The sequence below is a fragment of the Pseudomonas sp. AC016 genome, assembly GCF_979253365.1.
The window spans coordinates 246,721-268,371 of record NZ_CEEDCC010000001.1 but is presented as its reverse complement, the minus strand read 5'-3'; the positions used below and the strand labels follow the sequence as shown (position 1 = coordinate 268,371).

Here is a 21,651-nt window from a genome sequence, read left to right as displayed (position 1 = left end):
CGCGGGCGCGGGCGTTGCCCGTGGCTACCTGAATCGCCCGGACCTGACCGAAGAACGATTCCTCGCCGATCCGTTCTGTGCTGATACCCAGGCCCGTATGTATCGCAGCGGCGATCTGGTGCGCTGGAACAGCGATGGCACGCTGGATTACGTGGGTCGCAACGACGATCAGGTCAAGATTCGCGGCATGCGTATCGAGCTGGGCGAGATCGAGACGGCACTCGCCAGTCAGCCCGGCGTGAAAGACGCCGTGGTGCTGGTGCGCAACGAGCGTCTGCTGGCCTGGTTCACCGAGACGGTCGACGTGGACACCGATGCGCTGCGTCTGGCGCTGCTGGACCGGTTGCCGGGTTACATGGTGCCGCTGGCGTTCATGCGTCTGGCGGCCTTGCCACTGACCAGCCACGGCAAACTCGACCGCCGGGCCTTGCCGGACCCTGAACTCGCCGATCTGACGGCGACTGCCTACGAAGCGCCGCAAGGTGAAAACGAGGTCATCATCGCCGGGCTCTGGGAGCAGGTGCTGGGCCTGGAACGCGTCGGGCGCCATGACAACTTCTTCGAACTGGGCGGGCATTCGCTGCTGGCCGTAAGTCTGGTCGAGCGGATGCGCAACGCCGGTCTGAGTGCCGATGTGCGCGTTCTGCTCGGTCAGCCGACCGTCGCAGCACTGGCCGCATCGGTCGGCAACGGTCGTGAGATCGTGGTGCCGGACAACCACGTGCCCACCGGCTGCACACGCATCACGCCGGACATGTTGAGCCTGACGCGTCTGGATCAGACCGCCATCGAGCGCATCGTTTCGACGGTGCCGGGCGGCGCTGTCAATGTGCAGGAAATCTACCCGCTGGCGCCGCTTCAGGAAGGCATCCTGTACCACAACCTGACGGCTGAGCAGGATGATCCTTACCTGCTGCAATTGCGTCTGAACTTCGACAGCATGGCTCGCCTGCAGAGCGTTGCCGCAGGCTTGCGCAAAGTCATCACCCGCCACGACAGCCTGCGCACCGCCGTGATCTGGGAAGGCCTGGAAGCGCCGCAGCAAGTGGTCTGGCGGCATGCCGAACTGTCAGTCGAGGAAGTCTCTGACCTTGCACATCCGGCCCCGATGGACCTGGGCCGTGCGCCACTGATACGGCTGGATTACAACCGTGACCCGTCGCGGGAAAGCATTTCTGCCACGCTGCTGTTTCATCACATTGTGGTCGACGCGACAGCGCTTGAAGTGATGCGCGAGGAATTGCTCACGCATCTGCGCGGCGAGCCTGAAACCACGCTGCCTGCCGTTCCTTATCGCAACTATGTGGCGCAGGCACGCCTGGGCGTCAGCGAGGCCGAGCACGAGGCGTACTTCCGCGAGCAACTGGGCGATATCGACGAACCGACCCTGCCGTTCGGGTTGCGTGATGTGCAAGGCAATGTGCAGGGCGATGGTCGCTGCATCGAAGAACACCAGCACACACTGCCCGACGAACTGATGCACCGCCTGCGCCGCCAGGCACGGCAGCTGGGCGTCAGTGTCGCCAGCCTGTTCCACCTTGCCTGGGGCCGGGTTCTGGGTGCCGCGACCGGCAACGACCGCGTCGTGTTCGGCACGGTATTGCTGGGTCGTCTGCAAGGCGGTGCCGGTGCAGACCGTGGCATGGGCATGTTCATCAACACCTTGCCCGTGCGGGTGGATCTGGATGAGGTCAGCGTGCGTGATGGCGCACGCGCCACTCATGCGCGTCTTGCCACATTGCTGGGGCATGAACACGCGTCTCTGGCTCAGGCCCAGCGTTTCAGCGGCGTGGGCACAGCGTCACCCTTGTTCAGCGCCATCCTCAATTATCGCCACAGCGCAGGTCAGGCAAGGCAAGACGCGCAGCGCGACAGCTGGCAAGGCCTGGAGATTCTGGCCAGTGAGAAACACACCAACTACCCGTTGAGCCTCAATGTCGACGACCTGGGCGAGTCCCTGCGTCTGTCTGTCACTGTCGCGCCCAAAGTGGGTGCCCAACGCATCTGTGGCTACGTGCAGCAGGCGCTGACCGGGCTGGTCGATGCGCTGGACAACGAGCCCGGTCTGCCTTTGCTGGAATTGCCGGTGCTTGACGCGCGTGAGCGTCACCAATTGCTGGTCGGGTTCAACGCGACAGCCACTGCCCATAACCCGGAACAGACGCTTCTTGACCTGTTCAAATCCCAGGTTGCCCGCACACCAGAGGCCATCGCCGTACTGGCGGAAAATGCGCAGTTGAGCTGGCAACAGCTCAACGAGCAGGCCAACGCCCTGGCTCATCATCTGATCGATCTGGGTGTGCAGCCTGATGACCGGATCGCGATCTGTGTCGAGCGCGGTACGCCGATGGTGATCGGCCTGCTGGCCATTCTCAAGGCGGGCGGTGCCTACGTGCCGCTCGATCCGGGTTACCCCCGCGAGCGGCTGCATTACATGCTTGAAGACAGCGCGCCAAAAGTGCTGCTGGTGCAGGCCTCGACCCGCAAACTGCTGGAAAACGAGCAGGTGTTGCGCGTTGACATGGACGCGCCGGACTGGAGTCACGAGCGTCTTCATGACCCTGAAGTCGTCAGTCTCACTGCCCGTCACCTGGCCTATGTCATCTACACCTCCGGCTCCACCGGCACACCGAAGGGCGTGATGGTCGAGCATCGCAACCTTGCGAATCTGGTGCGCTGGGGCTCACTGCTGTGCCCGGCGACGCCGCACGGCACGCTGTTGCACAAGACGCCGATCAGTTTCGACGCCTCGGTCTGGGAGATTTTCTGGCCCCTGTGCAGCGGGCTGCCGCTGGTGCTGGCCCGTCCGGACGGGCAGCGTGATCCGGCCTATCTGTCCCGTTTGATCCGCGAGCGGCAGGTCAGCGTGGTGCAGTTCGTGCCGGTGCTGCTTCAGCAGTTTCTCGACCTGCCGGACAGCAGCCAATGCCACAGCCTGACCGACATCGTCTGCGGTGGCGGCGAATTGACGGCCGCACTGGCCGAGCAGGTGCGCCTGCGTCTGCCGTGGGTGCGTCTGCACAACGTCTACGGACCTACGGAGACCACCGTCGATTGCAGCTTTTGGACGCTTGACCCGCAGATGCCGCTGCCGGAGACGACGTTGCCGATTGGCCGTCCGGTCAGCAACACGCGTCTGTACGTGCTCGACACGCATGATCGGTTGGTGCCACAGGGCGTTATCGGACAATTGCACATCGGCGGTGCAGGGGTCACCCGCGGTTACCTGAACCTGCCCGAACAGCAGGCCGAACGCTTCATCGACAGCCCCTTCGTCGAAGGCGACCGCCTGTATCGCAGTGGTGATCTGGTCCGCCAGCAGGCCGATGGCAATCTGGAGTTTCTCGGTCGCAATGACGATCAGGTGAAAATCAACGGGCTGCGTATCGAGCCGGGCGACATTCAGGCCTGCCTGATTCGTCACCCTGGTATCGAGCAGGCGGTGGTGCTGGTGCGCGACGAGCAGCCGGGCGGTCAGCGGCTGGTGGCGTATTACACCGGCGCGCCACAGTCAGTCGAGGCCCTGCGCGATGCACTCCGCAAGGATCTGCCGGATTACATGGTCCCGGCTCTCTTCGTACATCTCGACGCCTTGCCGCTGAGCCCCAACGGCAAACTGGATCGGCATGCGCTCCCGGTGCCGGGCGCCGACGCGGTGCTGTCCAGGCCTTATGAAGCGCCTGAAGGCGAGATGGAAAACCTGCTGGCCGAACTCTGGAGCGAACTGCTCGGAGTCCATAACGTAGGTCGACACGACAATTTCTTCGAACTGGGCGGCCACTCGCTGCTGGCGGTCAGCCTGACCGCGCGCCTGCGTCAGGAAGGCCTTGAAGCCGACGTCCGCGCACTGTTCGAGCACCCTACGCTGGCGGGCTACGCAGCCATCACAGAGAACATGGAGATTATCCTGTGAGCATCAACGAACTTCTGGCGACGCTGAAAGCCAACGATATCCACCTGACGGTCAAGGACGGTCAACTGGTGGTGCAGGGCAACCGCCGCGCGCTGACGGATAAAGGCCTGCTGGACAGCCTGCGTGAACACAAACCGGCGCTGATCGAGCGCCTCGAACAAGGTGATGCGCTGACCACGCGACGTGGCACGCAGACCTTCCCGGAAAACGCGATTCCGAGCGGCTGCACCCACATCACCCCCGACATGCTGACGCTGGTGGTGCTCGACCAGCCAGCCATCGAGCAACTGGTCCAGGCCATACCGGGCGGCGCTGCCAACATCCAGGACCTGTATCCACTGGCGCCGTTGCAGCAGGGCATTCTGTATCACCACGTCACGGCAACCCACGGCGACCCGTATGTGATGCAGGTGGAATTCGCCTTTGCTGACCGTGAGCGTCTCGATGCCTTTGCACTGGCGTTGCAAACAGTGATCGCACGCCACGACATTCTGCGCACTTCGGTGCACTGGGATGGTCTGGATACGCCGGTGCAGGTGGTCTGGCGTCATGCGGAACTGGTCGTCGACACCTTGCCGAGCACCGCAGGCATTCTGCTGGATCTGGGGCAGGCGCCCTTGATCCGGCTGATCTGCAACCCGTACACGGACGACGGCGTCAAGGCGACCCTGGTGTTTCACCACATCGCCATGGACCACAGCGCGCTGGAAGTGGTGCGCCACGAAATTCAGGCGTGTTTGTCCGGGCAAGCCGAAGCGTTGGGCACTCCCGTGCCGTTTCGCAACTACGTGGCTCAGGCGTTGCTGGGCGTCAGCGAAGCCGAGCATGAGGCGTTCTTCCGCGACATGCTCGCCGATCTGGATGAGCCAACACTGGCGTACGATCTGCAGGACCTCAGCGGAGAGGGCGACGACATCGGCGAATTCACGCTGGCGCTGGACCCCATGCTGTGCCAGCGGCTGCGCAATCAGGCACGCACGCTGGGCGTCAGTGTCGCCAGCATGTTCCACTTGGGCTGGGCGCGTGTACTGGCTGGCCTGACCGGGCGTCAGCGCGTGGTTTTCGGTACCGTGCTGATGGGCCGTCTGTTGGGGGCCGAGGCCACCGAACGTGCGCTGGGCATCTTCATCAATACGCTGCCGTTGCGTCTGGACCTGGGCGATCAGGACCTGCGCACCGCGATTCGCACCACGCATCAACGCCTGACCAGGCTGATGCGCCACGAGCATGCGCCACTGGCGCTGGCCCAGCGTTGCAGCGGCGTCGCTGCGCCTACGCCGTTGTTCAATGCCTTGCTCAATTATCGCCACAGCGCGCCTGCCGAGGCGGGCAGCGAGACCTGGCAGGGCATTCAGGTGCTGCATGCGCAGGAACGCAGCAACTACCCACTGGTGGTGAGCGTCGATGACCTGGGTGACGCGTTCAGCCTGACGGCGCAAACGTCCCCGCAGATTGATCCGCAGCGTATCTGCGCATATCTGCAACGTGCGATGGAGCATTTGCTGGAGGCGCTGGATCAATCGCCGCAGACCTCGGCCGAACAGCTCGACATGTTGCCGCTCGAAGAGCGCACGCACCTTCTGCAGCACTTCAATCCGCAGCCGTCTGACTTCGCTGGCAGCCTGACGCTGCAGCAGCGTATCGAACAGCACGCGCCTGAGTCGGTTGCCGCACAGGTAGGCGAGCAATCGTTGAATTACGGCGAGCTGAACCTGCGTGCCAACGCGCTGGCCCATCACCTGATCAGCCTCGGCGTGCGCGCCGACGACCGTGTGGCCGTCATGGCCCGTCGCGGCCTCGATACGCTGGTGGCCATGCTTGCAGTGCTCAAGTCCGGTGCCGGTTACGTGCCGGTGGACCCGTCGCACCCTGACGAGCGCATCGCTTATCTGCTGAGCGACAGCGCGCCCAAGGTGGTGTTAACCCAGCAGGCATTGCTGGCTCGCGTGCCCGAACTGGCCGCGCCGGTGATTGCCTTCGATCAACCGAGCTGGCCGGAGCGCCTGGACAATCCGCAGGTGGCGGGTCTGACTTCTGCGAATCTGGCCTACGTGATCTACACCTCGGGCTCCACCGGTCAGCCAAAAGGCGTGATGGTCGAGCATCGCACGCTGAACAACCTGATCGACTGGCATTGCCAGGCTTTCGATCTGCAGACGGGCAGCCACACTGCCAGCGTTGCTGGCTTCGGTTTCGACGCCATGGCCTGGGAAGTCTGGACCGCCTTGTGTGCCGGGGCGACCCTGCACCTGCCGCCTGCGGACGTGGGCAACGAACAGCTTGATGCCTTGCTTGACTGGTGGATCGCCCAGCCGCTGCAGGTCGCGTTCCTTCCGACGCCGGTCGCCGAATACGCCTTCAGCCGTGACCTGCGTCACCCGACGCTGCGTACGCTGCTGATCGGCGGTGACCGCCTGCGTCAGTTCCATCGTGATCCGGGCTTTGCCGTGATCAACAACTACGGCCCGACCGAGGCCACGGTGGTGGCGACTTCGGGACGTTTGCTGCCCGACGGAAGCCTCGATATCGGCAAACCAATCGCCAACACCCGCGTGTACCTGCTCGACGAGCGTCAGCAATTGGTGCCTTTGGGTATGGCAGGCGAGTTGTATGTTGCCGGTGACAGCGTGGCGCGCGGTTATCTGAACCGGCCGGAAATGACCGCCGAGCGCTTCCTGCGTGATCCGTTCCACAACAATGCCGAAGCAAGAATGTACCGTACGGGTGACTTGGCGCGCTGGAACGCCAATGGCACGCTGGAATACCTCGGTCGCAACGATGATCAGGTGAAGATCCGTGGCGTGCGTATTGAACTTGGCGAGATCGAGGCCCAGTTGAGCCAGTTGCCGGGTATCGAAGAAGCGTTGGTCGTTGCCCGTGAAGACGAACCGGGCCAGCCGAGGCTGGTGGGTTACTTCACCGAACAGGCAAATGTCACCACCTTGAACGTGGGCGAACTGCGCACGGCCTTGCTGGCGGTGCTGCCGGGCTACATGGTGCCCAGCGCACTGGTGCGTCTGGATGCCTGGCCGCTGACCGCCAACGGCAAGGTCGACCGTCGTGCCTTGCCAGTGCCGGATCGTGACGCACTGAACACCGGTGAATACCAGGCGCCGCAAGGCGAGCTGGAAGTTGCCCTGGCGGCGATCTGGAGTGAGTTGCTGCAGGTCGAGCGGGTAGGGCGTCACGACCGGTTCTTCGAACTGGGCGGCCACTCACTGCTGGCCATGCGCATGGTGTCCCAGGTGCGTCAACGCCTGTCACTGGAGCTTGCGCTGGGCGATCTGTTTGCCGACAGCGCGCTGGCAGCCGTTGCGCGCTGCCTGGGCAGTACCGGGCGCAGTGAGCTGCCTGCCATCCAGGTCATCCGCCATGAAGGGCCGGTGCCGCTGTCCTTTGCCCAGCAACGATTGTGGTTTCTGGCGCAAATGGAAGACGCCAACAGCGCCTACAACATTCCGCTAGGCCTGCAACTGACCGGTCAACTGGACACCCGCGCACTGAAACGCGCCCTTGAGCGCATCGTGGTCCGCCACGACAGTCTGCGCAGTCGTTTCATACAGCAGGAAGGCGAGGCTCGTGTTGAGGCAGCAGCGGCGTCAGTCGTCCCTGATCTGCTCTGGCAGGACCTGCGCGGTCAGGACGAACAGGCGCTGCAACGTGTGGTTCGCGAAGAAGCCGCGCAGCCGTTCGATCTGCTGGATGATCTGCCGATTCGTGGGCGTCTGCTGTGCCTGGCCGAAGACCGGCACGTGCTGTTGCTGACCCTGCACCACATCGTCGCTGATGGTTGGTCGCTGGGCGTATTCACCCGTGAACTCACCACGCTGTACCGGGCTTTCAGTCAGGGGCTGGACGATCCGCTGCCGCCGCTGGCCTTGCAGTACGCCGATTACACACTGTGGCAGCGCGACTGGCTGGACGGCGAGCGCATGAGCCACCAGAGCGATTATTGGCATCACGCATTGAGCGGCGCGCCAGCGCTGTTGACCCTGCCCACCGACCGGCCACGTCCGGCGCGTCAGGACTACTCGGGGGCCAGCGTCGCCGTGCGCCTTGATCCGCGCCTGTGCGATGACCTGAAAACCTTCTGCCAGCTTTATGCCGTGACACCGTTCATGCTGTTCATGGGCGCTTGGGCCGTGCTGCTGGCTCGCTTGTCAGGACAGTCCGAGGTGGTGATCGGCATGCCGGTGGCCAACCGCCGACGCAGCGAAGTCGAGGAACTGATCGGCCTGTTCGTCAACACTCTCGCGGTGCGCATCGACACGTCTGGTGAGCCCGACGTCAGCACCTTGCTGGCGCGCATCAAGTCTCAGGTGATTCAGGCTCAGGAACATCAGGACCTGCCGTTCGAGCAGGTGGTGGAGCGCTTGCGGCCGCCACGCAGTCTGGCCCACAGCCCTCTGTTTCAGGCCTCGTTGGCCTGGGACGGAAGCCAGGGGCTTGGGCTGCAACTGGGCGACCTGCACCTGCAACCGCTGTCCGAACAGCCGACCTTCGCCAAGTTCGACCTGACCCTGAGCATGGGCGAGACCGATGAAGGGTTCGGGGGCGTGGTGGATTACGCCACGGCACTGTTCGACGAATCGACCGTTGCACGTTACGTGGGTTACCTGGAGCAGTTGCTGTGGACGATGGTCGGCAATGCGCACGCTGTGCCTGCCAGAGCCGGATTGCTGGGGCCTCAGGAGCGCCGTCGTCTGTTGGTGGAATTCAATGCCAGCGAGCAGGATTTTCAGCTCGATCGCCCTCTGCAGGCGTTGTTCGAGGCGCAGGTGGCCCGGACGCCGGATGCCGTTGCGCTGGAGTCGGCCGGTGTCTGCCTGAGCTATCGCCAGCTCAATGAGGCCGCGAATCGTCTGGCTCATCATCTGATCGGGCAGGGCGTGCAGACTGAAAGCCGCGTCGCGGTGTGCCTGCAGCGTGGTCCGCAGCTGGTGGTCGGCCTGCTGGCTGTGCTCAAGGCCGGCGGTGCCTACGTGCCGCTGGATCCGGGCTACCCGATGGATCGTCTGGCCTACATGCTCGGCGACAGCGAAGCCGTGGCGCTGCTGGTCGATGGCACGACGCAGGCGCGTTTTGCCGATCGCCCGCTGCCGCAGGTCAATCTGGACAGTTGCACCTGGAACGCGCAATCGCCCGAGAACCCGGTTGTTCAGGGGTTGGGCGCGGGCCATCTGGCTTACGTGATCTACACCTCGGGCTCTACCGGAGCGCCCAAGGGCGTAATGGTCGAACATCGCGGCCTGTGCAATCTGGTGCAGTGGAGTTCGCAACTGTGTCCGCCGGTGCCGAACGGTGCGCTGCTGCACAAGACGCCGGTGAGTTTCGATGCCTCGGTCTGGGAACTGTTCTGGCCCCTGTGTGCGGGCATGCGCCTGGTATTGGCGCGTCCCGATGGTCAGCGTGATCCGGCGTATCTGGTCCAGGAAATTCAGGACCGTCAGGTCAGCGTGGTGCAGTTCGTGCCCGCGCTGCTGCAACAGTTCGTCGATCTCGATGAAAGCGCTCATTGCGTCAGCCTGACCGACATCGTCTGTGGCGGCGGCGAACTGACCGCAGCCATGGCGGCACAGGTCCGCCTGCGTCTGCCACAGGTCCGTCTGCACAACGTCTATGGTCCGACCGAAGCCACGGTGGACTGCAGCGTCTGGACCCTGGAGCCTCATGAACCGGTTCCGGAAACGGCGTTGCCAATCGGTCGCGCAATCAGCAACACGCGACTGTATGTGCTGGACGACTACGACCAGCCGGTGCCGCAAGGCGTGGTGGGTCAGTTGCACATCGGTGGCGCGGGTGTCACCCGTGGTTATCTGAATCTGCCTGACATGCAGGCCGAACGCTTCATCGACAGCCCATTCGTGCCCGGTGATCGCCTGTATCGCAGCGGCGATCTGGTTCGCCAGCGGGCAGATGGCCAACTGGAATTCCTCGGCCGCAACGACTTCCAGGTCAAGCTGCATGGCCTGCGCATCGAACTGGGCGAGATCGAAGCGCGTCTTAGCGCCCATCCGGCGCTGCGTGAAGTGGCTGTGCTGCTGCATGGCGAACGTCTGGTGGCTTGGTTCAGCTGCCGCGAAGGTCATTCGGCACCTGGCATCGAGGCCTTGCGCGCCCATGTGCTGGCGCAACTGCCGGATTACATGGTGCCGACCGCCTATGTCGCGCTGTCGGCCTTGCCTCTGAGCCTCAACGGTAAGCTGGACCGCGCAGCGCTGCCGGAACCGGACGCAAGCGCAGTGCTGAGCCGTCACTACGAGGCGCCGCTGTGCGAAACCGAAGCGCTTCTCGCCGAACTCTGGGCCGAGCTGCTGAACGTCGCCCGAGTAGGGCGTCAGGATCACTTCTTCGAACTGGGCGGCCATTCGCTGCTCGCCGTCACGCTGATTGCACGCATGCGCAAGCTGGGCATGAGCGCCGACATTCGCGTGCTGTTCGCCCAGCCCACCCTGGCTGCGCTGGCCAGCGCGGTCGGCACTGACAACGTGCTGCAGATTCCGGCGAACCGGATCGATGCGGATTGCCGTTATATCACCCCGGACCTGTTGCCGCTGGTGCAGCTGGATCAGGAGGCCATCGACCGGATCGTCGCCCATGTGCCTGGCGGTGCCGCCAATGTGCAGGACATCTACCCGGTCGGGCCGTTGCAGGCCGGCATCCTTTACCACCACCTGGCCGCTGGCGACAGCGACCCATACCTGCTGCAACCGAGATTCACCTTCGCTGACACGACACGTCTGGACGCGTTCTGCGGTGCGTTACAACAGGTGATCGAGCGTCACGACATCCTGCGCACGGCGCTGTTCTGGGAAGGCTTGCAAGCCCCGGTGCAGGTCGTGTGGCGCAAGGCGACTCTGCGTGTGGATGCGGTTGAACTGCAGGATCTGGACGACGCGCCGCGCATGGACCTGACCCAGGCACCGCTGCTGCATCTGGTACACGCTCATGATCCGGCCACCGGGCTGATCGCTGCGGCGCTGCGTTTCCATCACGTGGTCATGGACCATGTGGCACTCGATGTACTGGGCCAGGAGCTGCAAAGCATCCTGCTGGGCGACCACGCGCAGCAGGCCGAGCCTGTTCCGTACCGCAACTACATCGCTCAGGTGCTGCAAGGCCCGGACGATGCCGCCCACGAAGCGTTTTTCCGCGAACAACTGGGCGACATCGATGAGCCGACGCTGCCGTATGGCCTTGCGTTCGCCTCCCAGGAAGACATTCCCCGCGAGGCACGTCTGGTGCTGGATGACACCCTGTGCCACAAGGTACGCGATCAGTCGCGTCTGCTGGGTGTCAGCGCCGCCAGTCTGATGCACCTGGCCTGGGCCCAGGTGCTCGGGCACCTGTCGGGACGCGAAAGCGTGGTCTTCGGCACGGTACTGCTGGGCCGCCTGCACGGCACCGAGGGTGTGGAACGGGCGCTGGGTGTGTTCATCAATACCTTGCCGCTGCGCATCGAACTGGGCAGCCAGTCGGTGCGCGATGCTGTACTCGACACTCACCGCAGGCTGACCGGTCTGCTGACCCACGAGCATGCGCAACTGGCGCTGGCCCAGCGCTGCAGCGCACTGCCCGCGGGCGCTCCGTTGTTCAACACCTTGCTCAACTACCGTCACAGTGCGGCACACAAAGCCGCTGACGACGCGACTGTGCAGGCCTGGCAAGGTATCGAGGTGCTGAACGCCGAGGAACGCAGCAACTATCCACTGACCCTGAGCGTCGATGACCTGGGCGAAGGTTTCAGTTTCACGGCGCAGGCCACGCCTGGCATCGAACCGCAACGGATCTGCGATTACCTGCACGAAGCGCTGACACACTTGATTCTGGCGCTTGAACAGCAGCCGGACACGGACATGACGCAACTGGCCATTTTGCCTGCTGCCGAGCGTCAGGAGCTGCTCAGCGTGTTCAACGATACCCGCCGTGATTACCCACGCGAGCAGCCTGTGCACCGTCTGTTCGAACAGCGTGCCGCCCGGCATCCTGATCGTGTGGCCGCCGAGCATGGCCAGCGCTCGATAACCTATGGTGAGCTGAACGCGCAGGCCAATCGCCTCGCTCATTACCTGATCGAACAGGGCATTGCGCCCGACGATCATGTCGCTATCGTCCTTGCGCGCTCAATGGAGCTGCTGATCGGCCAACTGGCTGTGAGCAAATGCGCCGCGACCTTCGTTCCGCTGGATGTCAATGCACCTGCAGAACGCCAGAGCTACATGCTGGATGACTGCCAGGCCGTCTGCGTCCTGACTCGCAGCACTGCGGCCATCAACGCGGCAACGCGCCGTATCGATCTGGACAGCCTTGATCTGAACGGCCAGCCGAGCCATGACCCGGACCTGGCGCAGGGTTCGGACACGGCGGCCTACGTCATGTACACCTCCGGCTCCACCGGCGCGCCCAAAGGGGTGCGCGTGCCGCATCGCGGTATTGCCCGTCTGGTGCTGAACAATGGCTATGCCGATTTCAACGAACATGACCGCATCGCCTTTGCGTCCAACCCGGCGTTCGATGCCAGCACCATGGAAGTGTGGGGCGCCTTGCTCAATGGCGGGCAGCTATGTGTGGTTGACCATGAAACGCTGGTCGATCCGGTTCGCTTCAGCGCCTTGCTGATCGATGCCCGAATCAGCGTGCTGTTCATTACCACGGCGCTGTTCAACCAGTACGTGCAACAGATTCCGCAAGCCCTGCAAGGCTTGAGGTTGCTGCTTTCTGGCGGCGAACGCGCAGACCCTGCCAGCTATCGGGCGCTGCTGAGCCAGGCGCAGGGCCTGCGCCTGTTCAACGTCTACGGTCCGACCGAGACCACCACTTTCGCCACCACCTGCGAAGTGCGCGCCGTGTCCGAGGGAGACGAGAGCGTGCCGATTGGCCGTCCCATCGGCAATACGAGTATTTATGTGCTGGATGCTCATCAGCGTCTGGCGCCCAAGGGGGTTACGGGCGAGCTGTACATCGGTGGCGACGGCGTGGCGCTGGGCTACTTGAATCGCCCGGAGCTGAGCGTCGAGAAATTCCTTGTCGACCCGTTCAGCGATCAGCCAGGCGCCATGATGTACCGCTCCGGCGACCTCGGTCGCTGGATGGAGGACGGTCAGCTGGAATGCCTGGGACGCAACGACGATCAGGTCAAGATTCGTGGCTTCCGTATCGAGCTGGGTGAGATCGTCAGCTGCCTGCACCAGTTGCCGGGTATTGGCGAAACCGTGGTACTGGCTCGCGAAGACGAGCCCGGCAACGTGCGGCTCGTGGCCTATTACACCAGCCATGAAGAAAACACGCTGCTCGCCCCGGAACAGATGCGCGCGCATTTGCAGGCCAATCTGCCGGACTACATGGTGCCGACGGCATTCATCGAGCTGAAGGTGCTGCCCCTGACAGCCAATGGCAAACTGGATCGCCGTGCGCTGCCCAAACCCGAACGTTCTGTGTTGTTCGGAGTGAGCTATGAAGCGCCTGAAGGTGAGTTCGAAGTGGCACTGGCCGAGATCTGGGCCGAGGTGCTGCAGGTCGAGCGAGTCGGCCGTCACGACCATTTCTTCGATCTGGGCGGGCATTCGCTGCTGGCCATGCGGATGGTGTCTCAGGTTCGCCAGCAACTGGGCGTGGAACTGCCGCTGGGTGAGCTGTTTGCCCTTGGTGAGCTGGTCGCTGTAGCGGCCGCGTTGTCTGGCGTGGCCCGCAGCGAACTGCCTTCGATTCTGCCGGCGAAGCGCGACCAGCCAATGCCACTGTCCTTCGCCCAGCAACGGCTGTGGTTCCTGGCACAGATGGACGGCGGCAACGAGGCCTATAACATCCCGATGGCGTTGAGCCTTGAAGGCGCGCTCGACGTCACGGCACTGACGCGAGCCCTGGCGCGTATCGTCGAACGCCACGAAACCTTGCGCAGCCGATTCGTGGCCAGCGGCGACAGTGCGCAAGTGCTGTTCGTGCCCACGCCCGCCGACGCCAGGCTGTTGGTCGAAGACATTCGTCACGCTCCCCTGAGCCTGGAGGCGTGTCTGCGTGCCGAGGCAGTCGCCCCGTTCGACCTGACCCACGGCCCGCTGATCCGCGCCCATCTGCTGCAGGTTGCGGATGAGCGTCATGTGCTGCTGCTGACCGTGCACCACATCGTCGCCGATGGCTGGTCGATGGGCGTCCTGACACAGGAATTGCTCGCGCTGTACCCGGCGTTCTGTCAGGAACAGCCTGACCCTTTGCCACCCCTGGCGATCCAGTACGCCGATTACGCTGTGTGGCAACGTCGCTGGCTGACCGGTGAACGTCTGCAACACCAGGCCGCCTACTGGCGCCAAGTGTTGGAAGGCGCGCCGACACTGCTCACCTTGCCGACCGACCGTCCGCGTCCTGCGCAACAGGACTTTGCAGGCGCCAGCCTCGCGTTGCAGCTGGATGCAAGGCTTGCGGCCGATCTGCGCAAACTGGCGCAACGCCAGGGCGTCACATTGTACATGGCACTGATGGCCGCCTGGGCCACGACGCTCACACGTCTCTCCGGTCAGGCCGAAGTGGTGATTGGCAGCCCGGTAGCGGGACGCGGTCGTACCGAACTGGAAGACCTGGTCGGCCTGTTCGTCAACACCCTGGCCGTGCGCATCGACACCTCGGGCAGTCCGAGCGGTGAAGCGCTGCTGGCGCAGGTCAAGGCGCGTGTACTTGAGGCGCAGGACCATCAGGACCTGCCGTTCGAGCAGGTCGTGGAAGTGGTTCGCCCGACACGCAGCCTGGCCCATGCTCCATTGTTCCAGACCACGCTGAACTGGATGCCGGGTAAGCACGTTGCCGTACCGCTTGGCGGTCTGGTGGTGGCGCCTGTCGAACAGGTCAGTCAGGTGTCCAAGTTCGACCTGTCGCTGAACCTGAGCGAGCAGGGCGAAACCCTGGTCGGCTCGCTGGACTACGCCACGGCGCTGTTCGACAAAGCGACGGCGCAGCGGTATCTGAACTACTTCGTGCAGATCCTTGAAACGCTGGCGACTCATGAGCACACGCGGCTTGATCGCGTTGCTCTGGTCGGCGAGCAGGAGCGGCGTTACCTGTTGGAAACGCTCAATGCGACTGCCGTGGCGGTGGATAACGAGCAGACGGTGCACGCCATTATCGAAGCCCGTGCAGCCAGCGCGCCCGAAAGCGTGGCGGCACAGGTCGGCGAGCGTCGTCTGAATTACGGCGAGCTTAACCTGCGCGCCAACGCGCTGGCCCATCATCTGATCAGCCTCGGCGTGCGCGCCGACGACCGCGTTGCCGTCATGGCCCGTCGCGGCCTCGATACGCTGGTGGCCATGCTTGCAGTGCTCAAGTCCGGTGCCGGTTACGTGCCGGTGGATCCGTCGCACCCTGACGAACGCATCGCTTATCTGCTGAGCGACAGCGCACCGAAAGTGGTGCTGACCCAACAGGCAGTGCTGGCTCGCGTGCCCGAACTGGCTGCGCCAGTGATCGCCTTCGACCAGCCAACCTGGCCGGAGCGCCTGGACAACCCGCTGGTGGCGGGTCTGACTTCTGCGAATCTGGCCTACGTGATCTACACGTCGGGTTCCACCGGCCAGCCGAAAGGCGTGATGGTCGAGCATCGCACGCTGAACAACCTGATCGACTGGCACTGCCAGGCTTTCGATCTTCAGGCGGGCAGCCACACGGCCAGCGTCGCTGGTTTCGGTTTCGATGCCATGGCATGGGAAGTCTGGCCCGCCTTGTGCGCCGGGGCGACCCTGCACCTGCCGCCTGCGGACGTGGGCAACGAACAGCTTGATGCGCTGCTCGACTGGTGGATCGCCCAGCCGCTGCAGGTTGCGTTCCTCCCAACGCCGGTCGCCGAATACGCCTTCAGCCGGGACCTGCGTCACCCGACCTTGCGTACGCTGCTGATCGGCGGTGACCGTCTGCGCCAGTTCCATCGTAATCCGGGTTTTGCCGTGATCAACAACTACGGCCCGACCGAGGCCACGGTGGTGGCGACTTCGGGACGTTTGCTGCCCGACGGCAGCCTCGATATCGGCAAACCAATCGCCAACACCCGCGTGTACCTGCTCGACGAGCGTCAGCAACTGGTGCCGCTGGGCGTGGCGGGCGAGTTGTATGTCGCCGGTGACAGCGTGGCGCGCGGCTACCTGAACCGGCCGGAAATGACCGCCGAGCGCTTCCTGCGTGATCCGTTTCACAACAATCCCGAAGCGCGTATGTACCGCACCGGCGACCTGGCGCGCTGGAACGCCGATGGCACGCTGGAATACCTCGGTCGCAACGATGATCAGGTGAAGATCCGGGGCGTGCGAATTGAGCTGGGCGAGATCGAAGCCCAGTTGACTCAGTTGCCGGGTATCGAAGAAGCGTTGGTTCTGGCACGTGAAGATGAACCGGGACAGCCAAGACTCGCGGCGTATTTCATCGAGCGCGAGGGTTCGCTGTCGACGCCGGTGTCCGAACTGCGTGCCGCCTTGCTGGCCGTGCTGCCGGGCTACATGGTGCCCAGCGCCTTCATGCGCCTGGACGCCTGGCCGCTGACCGCCAACGGCAAGGTCGACCGTCGTGCCTTGCCGGTGCCGGATCGTGAAGCGCTGCCGGGTCGGGACTATGAGGCACCCCAAGGGGCGGTGGAAACGGCCGTCGCCGAGATATGGAGTTCGCTGCTGCAAGTCGAACGTGTGGGCCGTCATGACCATTTCTTCGAATTGGGCGGGCATTCGCTGCTGGCCGTGAACCTGATCGCGCAAATGCGCCGCCAGGGGCTCGATGCGGATATTCGGACGCTGTTCGCGCAGCCGACGCTGGCTGCATTGGCGGCTGCGATTGGCAACAGTCAGCAAACACAGGTGCCCGCCAATCTGATCGAGCCGGGTTGCCTGCGCATCACCCCGGATCTTCTGCCGTTGGTGGAACTGGAACAGGCTGACATCGATCTGATCGTCGCCAGTGTTCCGGGGGGCGTGGCCAACGTGCAGGACATCTATCCGCTGGGGCCGCTGCAGGCCGGTATCTTCTACCATCACTTGTCTGCAGGCGGCGACGATCCCTATCAGTTGCAGGCCCGTTTCGCCTTCGCTGACCGTTCGCGTCTGGACGCATTCTGTATCGCCCTGCAGCAGGTGATCGCCCGCAACGACGTGCTGCGCACCTCTCTGTGCTGGGAAGGGCTGGAAACGCCGGTGCAGGTGGTCTGGCGCCAGGCCACGCTGTCCGTGATCGAAGTCGCGCTGGAGGATCTCGCGGACGCAGAGCCTCTTGGACTTGAACGGGCGCCGTTGCTGCGTCTGGTCCACGCTGCCGATCCTGCCAATGGGCGGATTGTCGCGGTGTTGCTGTTCCATCACCTGATCATGGATCACATGGCGCTGGAGCTGCTGAGCCATGAACTGCAGGCGATCCTGCTCGATCAGGAAGCACAACTGCCTGCGCCGGTGCCGTATCGCAATTACATTGCCCAGACCTTGCAGGGGCAGGGCGATCAGGGGCATGAGCTGTTCTTCCGCGAGCAGCTTGGGGATCTGGACGAACCGACCTTGCCTTATGGCCAAGGCTGGTTGCCGGGCGCTGAAGTGCCAGGTGAAGCCAGGCAGCCGATGACGGCTGACTTGAGTCGCAAGGTGCGTGATCAGGCGCGTGTGCTGGGCGTCAGCGCGGCCAGCCTGATGCACCTGGCCTGGGCTCAGGTGCTCGGACAGTTGTCCGGTCGCGACAAGGTGGTGTTCGGCACCGTTTTGCTTGGCCGACTGCAAGGCGGAGAAGGCGTGGAGCGCACGCTGGGCGTGTTCATCAATACCTTGCCGCTGCGCATCGACCTCGCTGGCCAGTCCGCACAAGAGGCTGTGCTGCAGGCCCATCGCCGCCTGAGCGGCCTGTTGACGCACGAACATGCGCCGCTGGCACTCGCGCAACGTTGCAGCGCGCTGCCCGCCGGTGCGCCGCTGTTCAGTGCATTGCTCAATTACCGACACAGCGCAGCCCCGCAAACTGCCGACGCCCCGACCAGTGATGCCTGGCAGGGTATCGAACTGCTTGAGGCCGATGAGCGCAGCAACTACCCGCTGACCCTGAGCGTCGATGATCTGGGCGAGGGCTTCGACCTCACCGCGCTCACCTCGTCAGGCATAGATGCGCGACGTGTCTGTGCCTACATGGTCTGCGCCGTGGAAGCACTGGTTCAGACCCTGGCGCAGGCGCCGCGCAGTGGGCTCCACACGATTAATCTGTTGCCCGCTGCCGAACGCATCGAGCTGCTGGACGGCTTCAATGCCCGACGCAGCGAGCCTGACAGCGAGCTCACCCTTCATCAGCGCATCGAACGTCACGCGGCCAATGCGCCTGATGCCGTGGCCGCACAAGTGGGTGACCAGCGTCTGAGCTACGGCGAATTGAACCGTCGCGCCAACGCTCTGGCGCATCACCTGATCGGACTGGGTGTCCGTCCTGACGACCGCGTGGCGGTCATGGCGTGCCGCGGGCTGGACACACTGGTCGGGCTGCTGGCAGTGCTCAAGGCCGGTGCCGGTTATGTGCCGGTCGATCCGGGTCACCCGGACGAGCGTGTCGGCTACCTGCTGCAGGACAGCGCGCCGGTAGCGGTGCTGACTCAGTCCGATCTGCTGGAGCGGCTTCCACCGCTGGCGGTGCCGGTCGTGGCACTGGACCGCGCTGACTGGCCAATGCGTGAGGACAATCCGCAGGTCGTGCACCTTACCGTCGATCATCTGGCTTACGTGATCTATACGTCGGGCTCCACCGGGTTACCCAAAGGCGTGATGGTCGAGCATCGAACCCTCAATAATCTGGTGGACTGGCATTGTCAGGCCTTCGACCTGCACGCTGGCAGCCATACCGCCAGCGTCGCCGGTTTCGGCTTCGACGCCATGGCCTGGGAGGTCTGGCCTGCGCTCTGCGCCGGGGCAACACTGCACGTGCCGCCTGCCGGGATCGGCAATGAGCAACTGGATGCGCTGCTCGACTGGTGGATTGCCCAGCCGCTGCAGGTGGCCTTCCTGCCGACGCCGGTTGCCGAATACGCGTTCAGCCGCGAACTGCGTCATCCGACGTTGCGCACGCTGCTGATCGGCGGCGACCGCCTGCGTCAGTTCCCTCGCGACCCCGGCTTTGCGGTGATCAACAACTACGGGCCGACCGAAACCACAGTCGTTGCCAGTTCCGGCGAAATGTCGCCGGGCGGTGTGCTGCACATCGGAAAACCGGTGTCCCACGCACGCCTCTACGTGCTGGATGCACGTTGCCAGCCAGTGCCGCTGGGTGTGCCCGGCGAGTTGTACATCGGCGGCGACGGTCTGGCCCGGGGTTACCTGAACCGCCCGGACATGACCGCCGAACGCTTCCTCGATGACCCGTTCAGCGAGCAGCCCAAAGCGCGGATGTATCGCTCCGGTGACCTGGTTCGCTGGCTGGCCGATGGCACGCTGGAGTACCTGGGACGCAATGACGACCAAGTGAAGATTCGCGGCGTGCGTATCGAACTGGGCGAGATCGAGCAGCAACTTGCGTCCTATCCCGGCATCGGCGAAGCCGTGGTCGTGGCGCGGCAGCTGGAAGAGGGCGGATTGCGGCTGGTGGCGTATTACACCTGTCTGGATGCGCAGCTCGACGCAACCACGTTGCGAGCGCACCTTACGGGGCGTCTGCCCGAGTACATGGTGCCTGCGGCTTATGTCGCGCTGGATGCACTGCCGCTGACCCAGAACGGCAAAGTGGACCGCAAGGCACTGCCGGTGCCGAGCCTGGATGCGCTGGCAACCGCCACCTATCAGGCGCCCGAGACGCCGATGGAACAGTGCCTGGCCGGGCTATGGGCCGAGGTGCTGGAAGTCGAGCGGGTCGGCCGCCACGACAGCTTCTTCGAGCTGGGCGGTCACTCGTTGCTGGCGATCCGTCTGGTCAGCCTGATGCAGAAATCCGGTTTGTCGCTGAGTCTGGCAGAGCTGTTCCAGCACCCGAGCATTGCAGCGTTGGCCGGGCTGCTTGAGCAACGACCTGACGGCACTGCCGACACGCCTGATGTGATCACGGTACGTGAGGGCAGCAATGGTACGCCGCTGTTCCTGATCCACGACTTCACCGGTCTGGACGCCTATTTCCCGGTGCTGGGGCAGCATCTGGACGGCGATTTTGCGATCTACGGTCTGCCCGGCATCGGCCTGGAACAACCGCAGCTCAATACGCTGGAAGGTTTGGCAGCCGGACTGGTCGAGCGAATTCGTGGTGTGCAGCCGCATGGACCTTATCGACTGGCAGGCTGGTCGTTCGGCGGCGTGCTGGCCTATGAAGTGGCCACGCAACTGCTGGGCATGGATGAAACCGTCTCCTTCGTCGGGCTGCTGGACAGCTACGCGCCGCGTCTGAGCGACCAGGGCAAAGCGCGCTGGGAAGGCCCGCAGCTGCTGGAACGCGAGCTGCTGGCGCATTGTGCGGCGTACTGGCAGGCGCAAGGCAAGGCTGGCGTCACGCCACTGATGCGCCTGGTGAGTCTGCAGGAGCAGACCGACATGCCTGCATTCGAATCACTGTTGCAATTGTGCCGGGATGAGCAATTGCTGTATCCGGAACTGGCCGAGGCGGGCGATCTGCAATTGCGTCATTACCTGGAGCGCGAACTGGCTCACGGTCACGCGCTGGCTCATTACCGGCTCGAACCGATGAGCCTGCCGGTGCATCTGTTCCGCGCCGAACAGCTACAGAATGCACCGAGCGATGCAGCCAGCGGACAGGATTCAAGCCATGGTTGGGCCGATGTCCTGCCTGCCGGGCAACTGCATTGCGTCAGTGTGCCGGGCGATCACATGAGCATGATGCAAACGCCCCATGTTCAGGTGCTGGGACAGGCGCTGGGCAAGGCGCTGGCCGCTCAGGCCGGTGCTGTGCAGCCGTCCCAGGTCTATAAGTCGTTGCTGGCCATCCAGAGCGGGCAGAATGCCCGTGCACCGCTGTTTTGTGTGCCTGGGGCGGGCGACAGTGTCACCAGCCTGATCGGTCTGGCCGAAGCGCTGGGGCCTGACTGGCCGATCTACGGGTTCCAGGCGCGCGGACTGGAAGGCCGTTACGTGCCTCACAGCCGGGTCGAGGCCGCAGCCAGAAGCTATGTGCGAGAAATCGAGAGCCTGTACCCGCAAGGGCCGCTGCATCTGGTGGGCCATTCATTTGGCGGCTGGGTGGCGCATGCCATGGCGGGCAAGTTGCAGGCACAGGGACGCGAAGTGCTTTCCCTGACCCTGATCGACAGCGAAGCGCCCGGCAACACCACGACCTGCGGCAAGCCATACACCGCCACGGCGGCGGTGCAGCGGCTGATCAACGCGCTGCAATTGTCCAGCGGCAAGGACCTTGGGCTTGATACACAGGCCTTCGCCGACGCTGACGACGCGGCTCAATCAGTGCAGCTTCGCGAAGCCATGGTGCGCGTCGGTCTGCTGTCGTCGCGGATTGCGCCTCAGGCGCTGAACGGGATCGTGCGTACGTTCTCCAGCGCACTGCGCACCCTGTACCGACCGGAAACAGGCTATGCCGGGCCCGCGAGTCTGGTGCTGCTGACCGACCCCGCACTGGATGCAGCGGCCAATCGCGTCGAACAGAGCGACATGACTCAGGGCTGGCAGCAGGTAGTGCCGCAACTGACGCTGTGGAACGGTCCTGGCGATCATTTCAGCATCCTCAAGACGCCTGACGTCTACAGCCTGGCGGCATGGTGGTACGACAGGCAGCCGGTCAGTGTGCGGGAAACGCTCTCATGA

2 protein-coding genes (1 of these 2 only partly in view) are annotated in these 21,651 nt (G+C 63.9%); both read left to right on the top strand.

The features are described 5' to 3' along the window. Nucleotides 1–3,913, top strand: partial view of a non-ribosomal peptide synthetase gene (locus tag AC0IXS_RS01040; protein ID WP_471823491.1) — the 3' end only. Its footprint begins 5,588 nt before the window's first position; only the last 3,913 of its 9,501 coding nucleotides appear in the window; its start codon lies off the left edge, out of view; it ends in the stop codon at nucleotides 3,911–3,913. Continuing rightward, complete coding sequence (locus AC0IXS_RS01035; protein ID WP_471823489.1) at nucleotides 3,910–21,651, top strand: amino acid adenylation domain-containing protein; 17,742 nt, start codon at nucleotides 3,910–3,912, stop codon at nucleotides 21,649–21,651. Before AC0IXS_RS01040 ends, AC0IXS_RS01035 begins: the two co-directional genes overlap by 4 nt.